13 protein-coding genes are annotated in these 16,868 nt (G+C 58.2%); 9 read left to right on the top strand and 4 right to left on the bottom strand.

From position 1 onward, the window contains the following. Window positions 1-109: 109 nt before the first annotated feature. The 3 genes from AC3DKS_RS09660 to AC3DKS_RS09650 all read left to right on the top strand — a co-directional run bounded on the left by AC3DKS_RS09660 (window position 110) and on the right by AC3DKS_RS09650 (window position 4,007). Window positions 110-2,821, top strand: coding sequence for a TonB-dependent receptor (locus tag AC3DKS_RS09660; protein ID WP_420592840.1), 2,712 nt, complete (start codon window positions 110-112; stop codon window positions 2,819-2,821). A 113-nt stretch (window positions 2,822-2,934) separates the two neighbouring features. Beyond that, window positions 2,935-3,372, top strand: a complete 438-nt coding sequence (locus AC3DKS_RS09655; protein WP_015753559.1) for a hypothetical protein — start codon at window positions 2,935-2,937, stop codon at window positions 3,370-3,372. 44 nt (window positions 3,373-3,416) lie between these two features. Next, the gene (locus AC3DKS_RS09650; protein ID WP_474732217.1) at window positions 3,417-4,007 is read left to right on the top strand and encodes a 3-keto-disaccharide hydrolase; all 591 of its coding nucleotides are present in this window, start codon (window positions 3,417-3,419) and stop codon (window positions 4,005-4,007) included. Between the two features lie 56 nt (window positions 4,008-4,063). Here AC3DKS_RS09650 and AC3DKS_RS09645 read toward each other — a convergent pair whose 3' ends face one another. Then, complete coding sequence (locus AC3DKS_RS09645; protein WP_015753561.1) at window positions 4,064-5,227, bottom strand: endonuclease/exonuclease/phosphatase family protein; 1,164 nt, start codon at window positions 5,225-5,227, stop codon at window positions 4,064-4,066. An 88-nt stretch (window positions 5,228-5,315) separates the two neighbouring features. Between AC3DKS_RS09645 and AC3DKS_RS09640 the strand changes: the two genes are divergently transcribed. Genes AC3DKS_RS09640 through AC3DKS_RS09625 form a run of 4 tightly spaced genes read left to right on the top strand, consistent with a single transcriptional unit; the run spans window position 5,316 to window position 10,842 of the window. Then, complete coding sequence (locus AC3DKS_RS09640; protein ID WP_474732215.1) at window positions 5,316-8,084, top strand: TonB-dependent receptor; 2,769 nt, start codon at window positions 5,316-5,318, stop codon at window positions 8,082-8,084. A 29-nt stretch (window positions 8,085-8,113) separates the two neighbouring features. Beyond that, window positions 8,114-9,535 carry a DUF5689 domain-containing protein gene (locus AC3DKS_RS09635; RefSeq protein WP_474732213.1) on the top strand — a complete coding sequence of 474 codons (1,422 nt, stop codon included), beginning with the start codon at window positions 8,114-8,116 and terminating at the stop codon, window positions 9,533-9,535. Window positions 9,536-9,584: 49 nt separating this feature from the next. Further along, window positions 9,585-10,061: an ankyrin repeat domain-containing protein gene (locus tag AC3DKS_RS09630; protein WP_015753564.1), complete on the top strand. Its 477-nt coding sequence runs from the start codon at window positions 9,585-9,587 to the stop codon at window positions 10,059-10,061. A 10-nt stretch (window positions 10,062-10,071) separates the two neighbouring features. Then, complete coding sequence (locus tag AC3DKS_RS09625) at window positions 10,072-10,842, top strand: nitrilase family protein (RefSeq protein ID WP_474732210.1); 771 nt, start codon at window positions 10,072-10,074, stop codon at window positions 10,840-10,842. Here AC3DKS_RS09625 and AC3DKS_RS09620 read toward each other — a convergent pair. After that, window positions 10,826-12,445 (bottom strand): Ig-like domain-containing protein, encoded by a 1,620-nt coding sequence (locus AC3DKS_RS09620; RefSeq protein ID WP_474732207.1) that lies wholly within the window; start codon window positions 12,443-12,445, stop codon window positions 10,826-10,828. The two genes, AC3DKS_RS09625 and AC3DKS_RS09620, sit on opposite strands and share 17 nt — an antisense overlap. Before the next feature lie 51 nt (window positions 12,446-12,496). After that, window positions 12,497-13,072 (bottom strand): ComF family protein, encoded by a 576-nt coding sequence (locus tag AC3DKS_RS09615; RefSeq protein ID WP_474732204.1) that lies wholly within the window; start codon window positions 13,070-13,072, stop codon window positions 12,497-12,499. 167 nt (window positions 13,073-13,239) lie between these two features. On the opposite strand from AC3DKS_RS09615, the gene AC3DKS_RS09610 reads away from it, so the two are divergent. Then, window positions 13,240-14,136 carry a hypothetical protein gene (locus tag AC3DKS_RS09610; protein WP_015753568.1) on the top strand — a complete coding sequence of 299 codons (897 nt, stop codon included), beginning with the start codon at window positions 13,240-13,242 and terminating at the stop codon, window positions 14,134-14,136. A gap of 39 nt (window positions 14,137-14,175) precedes the next feature. Then, the gene (locus AC3DKS_RS09605) at window positions 14,176-15,726 is read left to right on the top strand and encodes a glycine--tRNA ligase (protein WP_015753569.1); all 1,551 of its coding nucleotides are present in this window, start codon (window positions 14,176-14,178) and stop codon (window positions 15,724-15,726) included. Between the two features lie 29 nt (window positions 15,727-15,755). Here the strand turns inward: AC3DKS_RS09605 and AC3DKS_RS09600 are convergent. Beyond that, window positions 15,756-16,868 (bottom strand): TonB-dependent receptor domain-containing protein (locus AC3DKS_RS09600; RefSeq protein WP_488072726.1); only part of this gene is annotated, 1,113 nt, incomplete at its 5' end.

The raw sequence follows: 16,868 nt of genomic DNA, 5'->3' as shown, positions 1-16,868 counted from the left end.
ACAAATTTTGTGTTAAATTTGCCCCGGGGAATTTAACATTCCCTTAATGCTTAAGTGCGCAATCTGCGCCACTTTTGCACCACATTTCAAAACCAAAATAACACAGAACATGAAAAAATTAGCCTTAACCTTTATCCTGGTTTTTGCAGCTATGGCCAGCCATGCTCAGGCGACGCTGACCGGGACCGTCACCGACGGGGAGATGGGTGGTCCGCTGCCCGGAGCTTCGGTTGTCGTTAAAGGGACAACCAACGGAACAACTACCGATTTTGACGGAAACTTTACCCTTGAAGCCAGTACGGATAGCGGGGTGCTCGTGGTCACCTATATCGGGTTTATGCCCCAGGAGGTTTCTTTCTCCGGGTCTGCAAGCCTGGGAACCATCCAGCTGATGCCCAATGTGGAAGTGCTGGAAGGCGTAATCGTAACCGGGGTACAGGATATCGCCAGGGACCGGGAAACACCGGTGGCAGTTTCCACCGTACGGGCCGAGGAGATCCAGCTTAAGTTGGGATCCCAGGAATTCCCGGAAATCCTAAACACAACCCCTTCTATCTACGCTACCAAGAGCGGAGGTGGATTCGGGGACGCCCGGGTGAACATCCGGGGTTTTGACACCAACAACTCGGCCGTGATGATCAACGGTATCCCGGTCAACGACATGGAAAACGGGCAGGTATACTGGAGTAACTGGGCCGGACTTTCGGACGTGACTTCGGCCATCCAGGTACAGCGGGGTCTGGGTTCTTCCAAACTCGCTATTTCCTCTGTCGGGGGTACGATCAACGTAATCACCAAGAGTTCCAAGCAAACCGAGGGCGGGTCCTTCGGCGCCACCGTAGGGAACAACGAATACTTTAAATCCATCGCTTCCTATTCTTCCGGGATTCTGGAGAACGGGTTTTCCGCCTCCCTGCTGCTGAGCCGCACGGCGGGCAGCATGTATGCCGACGGGACCCAGTTTGAAGGCTATAACTTTTTCCTCGGCCTCGGGTACACTTCCGGGGACCACAACCTGGAATTCATGGTAACCGGCGCGCCCCAATGGCACCACCAGCGGAGCTTTGCCCCCTCGATTGCCGATTACATCCAGTACAGCGACAACGGGGTAGACCCGGACCGCCGCTACAACAGCGACTGGGGCTACCTGAACGGAAAGGAGTTCAGCTTCCGCCGGAACTTCTACCACAAGCCGGTGATCAGCCTGAACTGGACCTGGGACATCAACGAGGTCTCCACGCTGGAAACTTCCACCTACGCCTCTTTCGGCCGGGGTGGTGGAACCGGGGAGATCGGGCGTTCTGCCGGTGCCCGCCAATTTGACGGCCGCTGGAAAACCGCCAACGGGCTCGTAGACGTAGACCGGATCTTCGCGTACAACAGCGGGGCACCCGTCATGTTCGACGGCTCCATCGTACAGCGCGAGCAAACCAACGGCCTGTATGTGAACCAGGGAAGCGGCGACCGCTCGGATGCGAACGGGATTTCCCGTCGGGCTTCCATCAACTCCCACAACTGGTACGGGGTGCTTGCCAACCTGACCAACCAGTTCTCAGACCAGCTGACCGTCGATTTCGGTATCGACCTGCGTCGCTACACCGGATACCACTACCGCCGGGTGAACAACTTGCTCGGGGGGGATGCCTACCTGCAAACCGATAACCAGAACAACGACCCGAACCCGCTGTTCTTTGAAACCTACAATGCCAACCAGCCGTGGTGGGTATTCGGAGATATCGACGAGGAGGAGAAAATTGACTACTACAATACGGGCCTCGTAAACTGGATGGGTGTTTTCGGACAGGCGGAGTACCGCTTTACGGAAGACATCGTGGGCTTTGTCCAGGGATCGCTTTCCAACCAGGGCTTTGCCCGGGAGGAATTCTTCAACGAGGTACCTCCGGAGCAAACCGATTACGAGAACATCCTCGGCGGAAACGTCAAGGGGGGTGTTAACTGGAACATCGACGCGAACCACAACATCTTCGCCAATGCGGGCTATTACAGCAAGCAGCCGTTGTTCGACGCGGTTTACATCAACTTCTCCAACACGCTCAACCCGAACCTCACCAACGAGAAGATTACTGGGTTTGAACTCGGGTACGGTTACCGCAGCTCCATGTTCCGCGCGAACGTGAACCTGTACCGCACCAGCTGGAAAGACCGCTTTGAGTCTGTTTCCGCCACGTTCAATGCCGGGGAGCCGGATGAGATCCGAGGCAGCGCCAACCTGCTCGGGATTACCCAGGTACACACCGGGGTAGAGGTGGATGCGCAACTGCGGGTTGCCGACGCCCTGACCCTCACCGGGATGCTTTCTGTCGGAAACTGGCAATATCAGGACGATGTAAGTGCCACGTACTTCGACGCGGAGAACAACCCGATCGTCATCGACGGGGTAGAGCAGCAGGAGATCCTGCCGCTCGATGGTGTTAAGGTGGGCGATGCCGCCCAGTTCACCGCCTTTATCGGGGCCGACTACAACATCCTCGACAACCTGAGCGTGGACGCCGGCTACCGCTATGCCGACAACCTGTACGCCCAGTTTGACGCCACGGACGTCGGGGAGGAAGGCGCCCTGAAACTGCCGTCCTTTGGCCTGATGGATGCCGGCCTGACCTTCAGCATGCCTTTCCTGGAGAAGACCATGAGTTTCCGGCTGAACGTCAACAACGTCTTTGACAAAGTGTACATCGCCGAAGCGGATACAAACATTTTTGCCGAGCCGGGCGACGATACCTTTCAGGGGATCAACACGGCCAACCGGGTATTCTTTGGCTTCGGCCGTACCTGGAACGCCAGCCTGCGCTTCAACTTTTAATAATCGGGAATTTCCGGGAGGTCAACCCTCCCGGATTTCAAGGGAAAACCCCGGCGGTATCGCCGGGGTTTTTTTATGCCAAAAAGTAATACCTTTACGGGAAAACCGACTGCATGGAAATCTTACAAACTGTCCACTCCTACCTGGCCTATGTGGCCCTGGCACTTTTGTTCCTGGCCGTTGCCAATGCCCTCACAGGCCTGGCTAAAAACAGGATATTCACCATGGAGAAGGACTTGCGGCTGAGCCTATTTACATTGATTATCTGCCATATCCAGCTCCTGGTGGGGCTCGTGCTCTACTTTGTGTCCACCAATGGCTACAAAGCCCTGAGCGAACTCGGCATGGGCGGGATGAATGCGGCGGCCCGGTTACTGGCCGTGGAACACCCCCTGATCAATATTGTTGCCATTGCTCTGGTCACCGTGGGCTGGTCGCGCCATAAAAAGTTCCTGGACGGGAAGGGCAAATTCAAGAGTATTGCCATCTTTTACGGCCTGGGGCTCCTTTTGATCCTCAGCCGCATCCCCTGGGCCAACTGGTTTAACTGATTCTCCTTCTGCAAACAACTATAACCCATTTAAAACAACTTGTGATGAAATACATGTATTGCCTGATACTGGCCCTGGTATGCGCGCCCCTGGCGGCCCAGGAAACGGAATTGTTCAATGGCGAGGACCTGTCCGGCTGGACGGTCTACGGCACCGAAAAGTGGTATGTGGAAGACGGGTTGTTGCTGTGCGAGAGCGGCCCGGACAAAGGGTACGGCTACCTGGCCACGGATAAGCACTACAAGGATTTTGTGCTGACCCTGGAATTCCTGCAGGAGTCCGACGGCAACAGCGGGGTCTTTATCCGCTCCACAGTAGACGGCACCAAGGTGTCCGGCTGGCAGGTGGAGGTGGCACCCCCGGGGCACGATACGGGCGGGGTCTACGAATCTTATGGCCGCGGCTGGCTCATCAAGCCCGAGGCGGGGAAACCCGATGTAAAGATGGGCGAGTGGAACACGATGAAAATCATGGTCTCCGGAGACACCATCACCTCCTGGCTGAACGGCACGGAAATGATTACGCTCACCGACGAGAAAATCGGCCAGGGCGAAGGCTCCATTGCCCTGCAGATCCACGACGGGGGCGGCATCAAGGTAAAATGGCGGAACATCGTCGTTACCGAGCCGCAGTAGGCACAAGCTCGAAGTAGGCCGTAGTTACCCCGTATTGATTCATCTGCGGGGTTCCGTTATTCGGGATTTTCCGGGACCCCACCGGAGTTTGCCGCTATTTCTTTACGTATCAGGAAGGCATAGACCGGCAGGTGGTCGCTGTAACCGCCCTGGTAGGAACCGCCTGCATAGGTGCGGAACGGATAGCCCTTGTAGGGGCCCGAGGAGGTGAGCAGGTAGTCCGGGCGGAAAACCCGCGCTTTCCAGAAACGATACCCGGTTGTATCCCGGAACCAGTTTCCGTTAAACATGAGCTGGTCGAATAAATTCCAGCGATCCCCGTAGGCGAGGGAGCCGCTGCCTGCCAGGAAGAGCGGTTCCATGGGATTGAAAAATTCCCGCGATGCCAGGCTGTCCCGGCTGCTGCCGGAACCCAGGGTGAACCGGATGCTGGCATCCGTGGGGTCGTCGTTATAATCTCCCATCGAGACGAAGCGGGCATTCGGATCCAGCCGGAGGACGGAATCCAGGATGTCCCGCTGCAGCGATGCCGCTGCCCTGCGGTAAGCTTCCGTCGCCGCAACCCCGCCACTGCGGGAGGGCCAGTGGTTTACCGACAGATAGACGGGCTCTCCGTCCAACACCCCGTACACCAGCAATTGATCGCGCGTAAACCGGCGCCGGTTCCGGGTATCGTATAGCAACAGTCGCCGACTGGCACTTTCGATGGGGGTAAAACAGGCTTTTTTATACAGAAAAGCCACGTCAATCCCTCTCCGGTCCGGGGAATCGTAATGAACGACCCCGTATCCTTTGGTGCGCAGGGCTTCTTGCCCCAGGAGGTCTTCCAGCACCGCCCGGTTCTCCACTTCGCACAAACCGATCAAATCCGGCGAACGCATGGCTGTTTCCCGTCCGATGTCCGACAATACCCCTGCAATACGGCGGAGTTTCACCCGATACCGCTCCTCAGTCCATCGATCCTCCCCTTCCGGGGTCCTGGAATCATCTGCCGTAAGCGAATCGTCCCGCGTGTCGAAGAGGTTTTCCACATTGTAAAAAGCAAGGGTCCGGATGCGGTAGTGCCCGGGGGTTAATCCCTCTTGCTCCCTAGCATTCCCAGGGGATAAACCTGGTGCAGGGTCGGATTCCGGCGCGGGAAGGCCCGGCGGGAAACATCCCCGGAGCAGCAGGCCCAGTAAAACACAGGCAATCCCTCTTCTGGCGTTATACCAATTCATCTGCGGACAAATGTACTACGCGGCCACGCAGGGAACCTGCAGGCCCCCGTGCTACTATTGCATCCCGGAACCAGAACCGGCAGGGAAAATGCGAAAAGTAGCGGGCGTTTATATTCTATTCCTTTTATGGGTGGCAGCCCCCCGGGCCTTGTGCGCCCAGGAGTATCTCGTTCGGGGGCAGGTGCGGGACGACCGGAGCCGGGAAGCCCTGCCGGATGTTCGGGTTGAGGTAGTGGAACCTTCCGGGACGAGCGGATCCGTCCGGGCGGTATGGAGCGGGACAGACGGTCGTTTTACCCTGAAAACCGTCCGGGACAGTTTGATTATTTCCCTGGTTTGCGCGGGCTATGTCGCCCGGGAAATTACCGTTTCTGTCCGTGACCAGGGAATTACGGACCTTGGCATCCTGTATATGCGGCCGGAAATTACCTGGGATGACGAGGCGGAGGTGGTGCTCCTGTCCCGGGAACAGTTGGACGCCCCGGAGGACGCAGCGGTTTCCAGCCCCCTGCTGCACGCCCGGCAGGATGTGTTCCTGAATCGCGCTTCCTTCGATTTTAGTGCGGGTTTCTTCCGGTTGCGCGGGATGGACAACCGGGAAGTGTCCCTGAGGTTCAACGGGGTCCCTTTAAACGCTGTATACGACGGTCGGCCGGCATGGAGCAGCCTGGGAGGGCTTACGGATATTGCGCGGAACCGGGTGTCGAGTGCCGGGCGGAATTACAATCCGGCCGGTTTTGGCCGGACCCTCGGACTCACGGATATCCGGGCATATCCCCCCCATCTCCGTAAAGGGATGCGGTTGACGGCATCCTCGAGTAACCGGAGCTATCGATACCGCCTGATGGCTACCTACGTTTCCCATCCGGGCAAGGCAGGCCTATCCTATATGGTTTCCGCCGGGTGGAGGTACGGGGCCTCCGGTTACGTTCGCGGAACGCCCTATCATTCCCATGCGGTCTATGCCTGTATGAACTGGACGCCGAACGCGCAGCATGCCTTCCGTCTGGGGGGGGTGTATGCAAATACGCGCAGGGGTCTTTCCACGGCCCTGACCCCTGAGGTAGCCGGCCTGATGGGAACTCGCTACAACCCGGGGTGGGGCCTGTCCGGGGGAGTCATCCGAAACGCGCGCCAGCGCCTGGAATCCGAGCCCCTGATATTTTTCAACCACGAATTTCGGGCCAGGGGCACCCGGTGGGAGACCGCTATCGGTTACCAGGTTCAGAATCAAACCCGAACACGGTTGAGTTATTTCGATGCAGCAAACCCGGACCCTGTGTATTATCGAAACCTTCCGTCTTTTTATTACAACAGCCCCATCGGGGCGAATTATTCGAATTCGAATCTTGCCCGGAAAGCTTTCGTTTCTAACCCGCAGCTCAATTGGGATGCCGTCTATGCGGCGAACCGAAACCCGGAGCACCAGGGCCGTGCCCGCTATGCCGTCACAGGGGATTTCCGGCAGGGCGGCCGTTTGTATATCGGGAGCCGGGGAACTTTCCGGATCAGCCGGAATCTCCGGGCGGGCGCCGGCCTGGAATATTCCGACGCCAACCTGCACTTTGGCCAGCGGCTCGTGGATTTGCTGGGGGCGGAATACCATGTGGATTCTGACCCTTTCAGTGGTACGGGGAACAACCTCCTGGGGCCGGAACAAAAAACAGAGGGAATGACTGCCGGATACTCGTATTCCCTCGGGGCGCGGTCCATTCGGGGCTTTGCCCAGTTTCATGCGGCTGTGGGCCGTTGGGAGGCCTGGGGGGGAATCCAGGGAGGGACTACCCGGTACCGCCGCGAAGGCCTTTATCAAAACGGTCGGTATCCCCAATCTTCACTGGGCCGAGGAGATAACCTGGATTTTAAGTCCTTGTCCGTTCGGGCAGGGGCCGGCTACCGGTTTTCGGGGAGACATGGGATGCACGGGGTTTTCGGCCTGTCCCGCCGCCCGCCATTCTTATCCGAAGCCTATGTGGACCCGAGGGAGAACAACCGCCCGTTTCCCTCGGAAGCGACCGGGAAAATCCTGGGGGGAGCCCTAACGTACTGGATGCGGTACCCCAGGATCAAGGGACGGGTTACCGCCTATTATTCCCGGTTTTCCGACCAGCGGTCTGCCCGGTCCTACTATGCCGAAACAGCCCTTGGTTCGGCCTTTTTCCGGGAAATTACCGCCGGCTTGGCAGCTCTGCACCGGGGCGTTGAAACCGGCCTGGAGTATCAGTTGGGGCCGGCCGTAACGGCAACTTTCGCCTCAGCATTCGGCACCTTCACCTATTCGGGCCGGCCGCGATTGCGGATGTACTATTTCCCGGATCCCCGGGAACCCACAAACCTGCCCGGAGCGGGAGTCTGGGATGCGGGGAACGCCCGGCTGGAAGGCCTGCAGATTTCCGGCGGACCTACAGTGGCGGGTTCACTGGGGGTTCGATACCGGGACCCGGGCTACTGGTGGCTGGACGTCCGGGCCAATTACCTGGGGCGCCAGTACGAAAGCCTGGCTCTGCTGCGGTATGTACCGGATTTCCGCCGGGACCCGGAGGGAGTCGCAGCCCCTCTATCGGAAGATGACCCCGTAATACAGAGAATATGGGAGCAACGGCCGCTTCCGGGATATTACCTCCTGAATATCAGCCTGGGAAAGTCCTGGTTGTTCGAAGGGCATTATATCGGGGCATTTGTCGGGGTAAACAATGCCTTTGACACGAGACACCTCACTGGCGGATACCAGCAGGGTCGCCTGGCTACTTATGCAGATTATCTAGAAGACCGCCAAAGCGGCCACCCTTCTTTCGGGAGTCGCTACTGGTATGGGTATGGTAGAACGTATTATTTAAATGTGACATGGAGTTTTTAAATCGAATCTGGAATTTATCGGGAAGGGTAGTGTTAATCTTTGCCCTGGTCCAATCCACAGGTTGCGAACCCTCGGATCCGAATCCGGGGACAGGGTCGGATTGCGAGGACGTGAATGAGGCATCTGTCGGTTTCCCGGAGCTGTTTCGAATGTATACGGGGACCCCAACGGAAATTACCGTCGAGGGGTACCTGACCGGCGTGGTGGCATCCTCCGACCGGGAAGGCAATATTTTTGGCACCATCTATATCCAGGACCTGGCGGAGAACCCCCGTTCAGGCATTGCCCTGAAGACGGATCTGGTGGGTTCCGATGCGCTGTTCCCGCCGGGAACCCGCGTGAGGCTCTGGTTGCCCGGGCTGTATCTCGGGCTTCAGGATTCCGGGTATGCCCTGGGGACCCCCAGGGAAGTTTTCGGGAATATCTTCATGGATCGTTTACCGGCTTTGGCAACTGCAGAACGCCTGGCCCCCGATTGCGGGGATTTCGAGGGGATCCAACCCACTGCGGTCCGGGCAGAAAGCCTCGATTCAACCCTGGTCCATACGCTGGTCCGAATCCAGGACGTGGAGGTCGATCCGGAGTTTAAATCACGGCCCTTTGCCGAAACGGAAGAAGAAACCCTGGTCCCACTGCTGAGCTGCACAGGGTCCCGACTGGGCCTGGTCAATAGCGGGTATTCCGAATTTCGCGATGAAGAATTGCCCGCGGGTAGCGGGACGGCGACGGGGATTCTCCTGGGGGAAGCGCCCGAATACCGTTTGTTGCTTCGTTTCGCATCCGATCTGGAGATGGAGGCCCCTGCGTGTCCGGACCGTTACCCACCCGTGAGCTCGGATCGCCTGTTTATCTCCGAGCTTGCAGATCCCGACAATGAAACAGGTGCCCGGTTCCTGGAATTGTACAATGCGGGCGACCAGCCGATCGACCTCAAGGGCTGGAGCCTGCAGCGGTACACGAATTCCAATCCGGAACCCGGGAACCCGTTCAACCTGGACGGTTTCAGGATAGAACCCGGGGGCACGCTTGTATGCACGGCGGATCCCGAAACTTTTGAGGCCGTGTACGGCTTTTCGGCCGACGCGGTGTTATCTTCCAATGGACCTGCCGATTCCAACGGGGACGATAACCTGGTCCTTATTGACCCGTTCGGCAACCGGGTGGATATTTTTGGAGTCCCGGGGGAGGACGGGTCCGGGACATCCCACGAATTCGAGGATGGTGGGGCATTCCGCCGGGGCGAGGTATTTCGGGCCAATCCGGAGTTCAATCCGGGGGAATGGGAGATATACAACGACAGCGGCGGCCATGGCACGGAAAAGAGGCCACTGCAGGCACCGGAAGACTTCACACCCGGTTCCCACAACCTGAACCGAGGAGGGAAACTTCACGGGGATCTACCCAAGGACGTAAAACGATGCAATCGGGCAGTAGCTGCGATTTGGGAATAATGCCTGAAAGCGCGTATCAGGCTATCCAATATTCTGTATTTTTGAAGCTATGGACACGACGCAATTCTTTGAAAAAATCCGGGAGGGCAACCTCGATGAGGTCAAAAGCGCCCTGGCTGCCGACCCACAGTTGCTCAACGCCCGGGACCAGCGGGGTTCCACGCCCCTGGTCCTTGCGGCCTACTACAACCAGAACGAGGTGGTGGCTTGCCTGCTGGAAAAGGGGGCTCCCATAGACGAAAAAGACGGCTCGGGGAATACGGCCCTGATGGGGGTTTGTTTCAAGGGTTATACGGACACGGCTAAACTGCTTATAGATTCGGGGGCAGACGTGAATGCGCGCAACGGTATGGGGATGACCTGCCTGATCTTTGCTGTGACCTTCAACCAGGAGGGGATTGCACGCCTTTTGGTGGAAAACGGGGCGGATGTCAACGCCATCGACGCCCGGGGCGAATCCGCTTTGGACCACGCCCGGAACCAGGGCCGGGAAGGCCTGGTGGAATTCCTGGAATCCCACAGCTGATTTGCCGGAAATGGAATTGGACATCGCCCTGGTACAAACCTCCCTCCTCTGGGAAGACCCGCCCGGGAACCGGGCACGGCTCGGGGAGTTGCTCCTTCCCTTAAGGGGAAACACAGACCTGATTGTCCTGCCCGAAATGTTCAGCAGCGGCTTTACGATGGATCCCAGGCACATGGAGGAAGGCGAGGCGGCAAAAACCCTGGACTGGATGCGGGAAGAAGCTGCCGCAGCCGGGGCCGCCCTGTGCGGCAGTCTGGTATGGCCGCAGGAAGACCGGTTTACCAACCGGTTCATTTTCGTGGAGCCCGATGGGAAGTACCACACCTACGACAAACGCCACACGTTCACCCTCGCCGGGGAAGACAAGGTCTACGCACGGGGTACGAAAAATATCCGAATTTCCTACCGCGGGTTTGCCATCCGGCCCCAGGTGTGTTACGACCTGCGTTTCCCTGTGTGGAGCCGCAATACGGACGACTACGACATGCTGGTCTATGTAGCCAACTGGCCCGAGGCGCGCATAGCCGCCTGGGATACCCTGCTCAGGGCCCGAGCCATCGAAAACATGGCCTTTGTAATCGGGGTAAACCGGGTGGGCTCGGACCCGAACGGCCTGAGCTATGTGGGGCATTCGGTCGCTTACGATCCGCTTGGCAAGCAGCTGGCCTACTCGGAGCGTGAAGAAATCGTCAGGGTCCGCATAGACCGGGAGGAACTCGTGGCTTCCCGGAAGCAACTGCGTTTCCTGGCAGACCGGGATTCCTTTACTCCCGGATGGTGAAAGTTTCTACTTTTTCCCAGTTTGCACGCAGTTCCACTGGGGCGGGATAGTGCGCAACGCGCTCCGGCTGCCGTCGTTCCAGGTAACTGCCCGTATCCCATTTCCCATTGCCATTCGTATCAAAGACCACGCGAATCCGGTAGGTGTCCGGCCGGAGCCAGGGGAAGCTCAACTCCCCCGCTTCCTGCACCGCCCGGCTGCGGATGACATTCCCGGACCTGTCGGTAATCTCCACGAGCATCGGGTAGGCGGTGGCCCCGGCAAGCTGGAGGCGAAGCGTCCCGAATTCCGTTGGGCTGCCCATGGTATACCGGTTCACCAGCGTATCGTTCGTGTCCCCGAAAAAGTCTGTAAGCGCCCCGGGGTTTGCCCGGATGCTGTAGGTCTTTTCCCGTTGTTTTTCAAAGGCCAGGTACAGCCGGTTGTATACGGTGTCCAGCCGGGCGCTGAACGGCACGGGTACGGTGTCCTGATCTACCAGCTCCAGCCGGCTTGTATCGGTGGCCACCAAGGGCAGGTTGGATTCCAGGTACACCGAGTCCAGCGGGGTCAGCTGACCCCGCCCGGACCAGGATACCCGCAGGGAATCCCGGGGGACGTCCAGGGGTTTTACGGAAAAGGTGTCGATGCGCTCCTCCAGGCGCGGGTGGCGCAGGGTAAAGACCATGGAATCCGGTTCCCAGGGGGTAAACCAGAAATTCAGGCTGTCCTTGTCGGGTACCCGGGCAAGGAGCGTGCGCACACTGTCCGGCACGGGGGTCAGCAGCCGGAGTTCCGGGGCCTCCCCGCCCGTATAGGGGAACAGGATGCGGTTGTCTGCTGCATAGGTGGGTTTCCGGGCGCTGTAGGCCGGGGTTTCCCGAAAGAGCGTCAGCACATAGGTGGAATCCGTGGGCAGGGTGATGGTGTCTTCCACAAAGCCGATTTTATCCGCATTCGGGTTAAAGACATTGTTCTTGGCTTCGTCTCGGATGGCAAACAATTTGTACCGGCCCGCCTTGAGGTTTTCCAGGCGGAAGATTACCGCGCTGTCCAGCGTATTGGTGAGGTAGTACGGGGGTTTTTTATAAATGGTGGAATCTGTGTAGGCGCTGTCCAGTTCATAGAGCATCACGCTGATAAACGGATCCGGCTCCAGATTGTAGGCATCGCTCACCACCCCGGTCAGGCTCAGGGAGTCGATGTAATCGCCGGTGGAAAACACATAGGTGAGCAGGTTGTAGGGGTTCTGTTCGTTGTTGTCCACCACGCTTTGGCCAAAGTTCAGCGTGTAGGTGGTGTTGGGCAGGAGCGTATCGGTGATCTTCACCTGCAGGTATTTGGCCGTATTCCCCAGGGGGGTAATCTCCGGCGGGTATTTCAGGGGAGGGGAGATAATCAGCTGTTTATCGAGGTCTACCACGCGGATATACTCGTCAAAATACAGCCGGATGCGTTCCGCGTCAAAATTCGTGGTGCGGTTTGGGGGGTCGGCCCGCTCCAGCACCGGGGGGGTAACGTCCTTGGGCCCGCCGCTGGGGGTGCCGCGCCGGCCGCACTGAATAAGCGCCAGGACCAGGAATAGGGCGAAAAGGGCTGCCGAAAGGCGACGGAGCATCTCCATAAACAGGGGTTATTCAGCCACAAAGAAACAACTTAATGCCGAAACGGGAAACTAGGGAACCGTGGCCAGGGCGGCGAGCAGCAGGGTTGTCCGGGATAGGGGGGCAAAGGCTTCCGCACAGGCTTCCAGTGTAGACCCCGTAGTGATTACATCGTCTACCAGCAGGATGCGGTGCCCTTCCAGCTCCTCCGGATTTCGCAGGGAGAAAGCCCCCCGGATTCCCTCCCAGCGATTCCATCGGTTCCGGGCGGTCTGTGTCCGGGAATGGGCTGTTCGGACCAGGTGTCCCTCCGAGTACCGGGCCCCCAGGTGGGCGGCAATCCGGCGGGCAAACCGGGAACATTGGTTGTAGCCCCGTTGGCGTCGTTTTCTCGGGTGAAGCGGGACAGGCATGACAAAATCCAGGTGTTGCAGGGCCGGTTCCGCCCGGAGTTGCATCCCGTACCAGTCCCCGAACAGGTCCCCGAGTTGTTCCCTCCCCTGGTATTTGAGCTGGTGGATGAGTTTTTGGACGAGCCCGCCCGGGCTGTAAAACAGGAAAGCCGAGGTTTTTTCAACGGTTCTTTGTCCGAAAAATAGCCGGTCTACGGGGTTTTCGGACTGGAAATCGTACTCGGTCAGCGGCAATTCATCCCGACAAAATGCACACAGGTGGGACTCTCCCCGATATAAGTGCGCATTACATCCAAAACACCGGCAGGGTACCAGGAAGGTCTCTAGGTCATTTACTATTTTTGATACTTTGGCAAACATTTTAACCCGGTCAAACGTTAACCTACTGTAGCCCGCTCTGAATGAACCTCCAGGAGAAGACATTTAACTACAAAATCATATTCGCGGCCCTTGTGGCCGTTATTGTCGGGATCCTGATCGCGTTCTACTACAGCTATGCGCAATCCCAGACCGAAATCAACTACCTGGAACAGGAGAAAAACCTCCTGGTTAAGGACCTGACGCTCATGCAGACGGAGGTAGACCGGCTTTCCGCCCTGAACGAGGTCAATGAAATTGAGCTGTCGGACAGCCGCGCACGCGTACAGACCCTTCTGGACTCGGTGGGTCGCCTGAATTACGACATCGCCAAGCTTCGCGAATATCGCAAGGAACTCCGCAATCTGGAAGCACGTTTTGACAGCATCAAATTGCGCAACAACTACCTGCAGTATACCAACCTGCAGATAACCGAAAAATACGAGGAAACCCGGAGGCAGATCGAAGAGCTCCGCGGGCGCAGCAGCAGCCTGGCCGAAGCGGAAGCCCTCTTGCGGGAGCGAAACCGGCAACTCAGCCAGGAGCTCCGCCGCAAGAGTTACCTGGTTCTGGAAAACCCGGAAGGCAGCGGGTTCCGCCTGCGGAACAACCGCCCCATCAAAACGAACAAGGCCTCCACCATCGAGAAATTGCGGGGCTGCGTCACCATTGTGGCCGACCCGAATGCCGGGGCCGAGGAGAAAGTCCTCTACTTCCAGTTCCTGGGGCCGGACATGGGGGTTATTGAAGACAACGCCAATATCGTTTCCGTCAACGGGAATATCTACAGCAAGCGGGTGGAGCTGATTTACGTGGGGGAGGAATTGAATGTTTGCGACTTCATCACCGTGCCCGAGGGGTCCCTTCGGGAGGGCATCTACACCCTCAATGTCTTTGAAGACGAGAAACTGCTCAGCACTACCGAATTTCAGCTGAAGTAATTCGGCCGCATTTTCCCCTGAATATTCTATTTTTGCCCAATGGCAAAACAAGAAGACGACTTTAAACGGGTCATTTCCCATGCCAAGGAGTATGGGTACGTGGTCCAGTCGAGTGAAATATACGACGGGCTCAGCGCCGTATACGACTATGCGCAGAACGGGGCCGAACTCAAGAAGAACATCCGGGAATACTGGTGGCGGGCCATGGTGCAGCTGCACGAGAATATCGTGGGCATCGACGCGGCCATCTTTATGCACCCCACTACCTGGAAGGCCTCCGGGCACGTGGATGCGTTCAATGACCCGCTCATAGACAACAAGGATTCCAAGAAACGCTACCGGGCCGATGTCCTGATCGAAGATTATGTGGCCAAACTGGAAGCGAAAGTGGAAAAGGAGGTGGATAAGGCCGCTAAACGGTTTGGAGACGCCTTCGACCGGGAACAATTCGTCTCCACGCACCCCCGGGTAGTGAAGTACCTGGAACAGGCCGATACGATAATCAAGCGGATGGCGCGTTCCCTGGAGCAGGAAGACCTGGCGGATGTAAAGGCGCTGATCGAGGAACTCGAAATCACCTGCCCGGTATCCGGCTCCCGCAACTGGACGGACGTCAAGCAGTTCAACCTGATGTTTGGCACAAAGCTCGGGGCCAGCGCGGATTCCGCCATGGACCTGTACCTCCGCCCGGAAACCGCGCAGGGGATTTTTGTCAATTTCCTGAATGTCCAGAAATCCGGGCGGATGAAAATTCCCTTCGGGATCGCCCAGGTGGGGAAGGCCTTCCGAAATGAAATCGTCGCCCGGCAGTTTATCTTCCGCATGCGGGAATTCGAACAGATGGAGATGCAATTCTTTATCCGGCCGGGCGAGCAGAAGAAATGGTACGAGCACTGGAAGGCGGCCCGGATGCAGTGGCACCTTTCCCTGGGGCTGGGTGAGGAGAATTACCGCTTCCACGATCACGAGAAACTGGCCCACTACGCCGACGCGGCCGCCGATATCGAATTCCGGTTCCCCTTTGGTTTCAAGGAGCTCGAAGGGATCCACTCCCGCACGGATTTTGACCTGGCCAACCACGAAAAATATTCGGGAAAGAAGCTCCAGTACTTTGATCCGGAGCTGAACGAACACTATACGCCCTACGTGGTGGAAACCTCCATCGGCCTGGACCGGATGTTCCTGGCCGTATTTTCGCACTGCCTCCAGGAGGAAGACCTCGGGGACGGGAATACGCGGACGGTCTTGAGGCTCCCGGGGGTGTTGGCGCCAACCAAGGCGGCCATCCTGCCGTTGATCAAACGGGACGGCCTGCCGGAACTCGCCCGGGAAATCCTGGACGATCTGAAATGGGATTTCAACGTGCAATACGACGAAAAGGATGCGGTTGGGCGGCGCTATCGGCGCCAGGACGCCGCCGGCACGCCCATTTGCATCACGGTAGACCACCAGTCGCTCGAAGACCGGACGGTCACGCTCCGGCACCGCGACTCCATGGAACAGGAGCGCGTGCCCATCGACCAACTCGGATCGCTTATCGGACGGGAAGTAGATATGAAGGAGTGGCTCCGGAAGCTATCCGGGGCATAGGGCGCTGAAAACCCGGGGTTGCACATAATTCACAAACTGGCGGCGAGCAATATCCCCATATAGTAGTTGCGGTCGTTCCCGGGGTAGTAGTAGCGGGGGGCGGACCCCCCGAAGCCCGTGGCGTTGATCAGGACGGAACTCGCATAGCGGGTGTTGGTCAGGTTGTTCACCCCGAATTCCAGGCCCGCCCGGATTTGCCGCCCCAGGGGCAGCGTGTACCCCGTCTGCAAATTGACCAGCCCATAGGGATCGCTGAAAAGCGAATTGCTATCCGTCAGCGGGATGGGATCCACATACTGGTAGCTCCCGTTTACATACCAGCCGGCATCCCCGGCCAGACGCACCCCGGCGTATACCCGGTTTCTGGGGACTCCCGTCAGGCGGTTTCCCGAATAATCCTCATCCTGGTCCGTAAAATCCCGGAAATTATGCGCATTCAGCGTGTAGGAAAGAAAAGGGGTTACCGAGTAGCCGGCCCCCGGTCGGACACGGTACTCCCAACTCACTTCCAGGCCGTTGTGCCGGGTACTCCCCGCATTCCTCCCAATGTACTGGTCCTGGCCCACGCGCTGTGCAACCAGCAGGTCCCGGATGTCCATCGTATAGGCGGCCGCCGTCAGCTGCATACGGGTGTCCCGGGAGGTCCAATGCACCCCCGCTTCGTAATTCCACCCTTTTTCCTGCCCGATATCCGGGTTGATCTGCCCTTCCGGGCTGAGGGATTCCTCCAGGCTTGGGTTGCTGAAGCCCCGGCTCACGTTCAGGTAGGTGAAGAACGCCTCCCGCCACGAATACCTGAGGTCCAAACTGGGCAGCAATACGGGGTGGAAGTCGCGGGCAGCCGAACGGTTGTCGGGACCCTCCCCGGACAGGTCCCGGAAATCGTACCGCGTATCGTTCAGGCCCAGGCCCACCCGGATCCCCAGGGCCCCGGTAGCCTGCCAGTCCAGGCTGCCGAACAGGAAGTCCTGACGGCGGAATTCCTTGTTGTCGCTGAGTTGCTCGCCCTGCAGGCTGCCCTGCCCGTTGTTTTCCTCATAGCGGTTTTCGTAGGTCCCCCAGGAGTACTCGTCCCGATAGAGTTCCCCCCCGATGCGCGCCCGAACCGGCCCCCCGCCCAGGCGGAAACCCGTCTCAAGGAC

The organism is Robiginitalea sp. (assembly GCF_982776155.1).
Note: the sequence above shows the minus strand (reverse complement) of the source record. Positions and strands in the feature narration are given on the sequence as shown.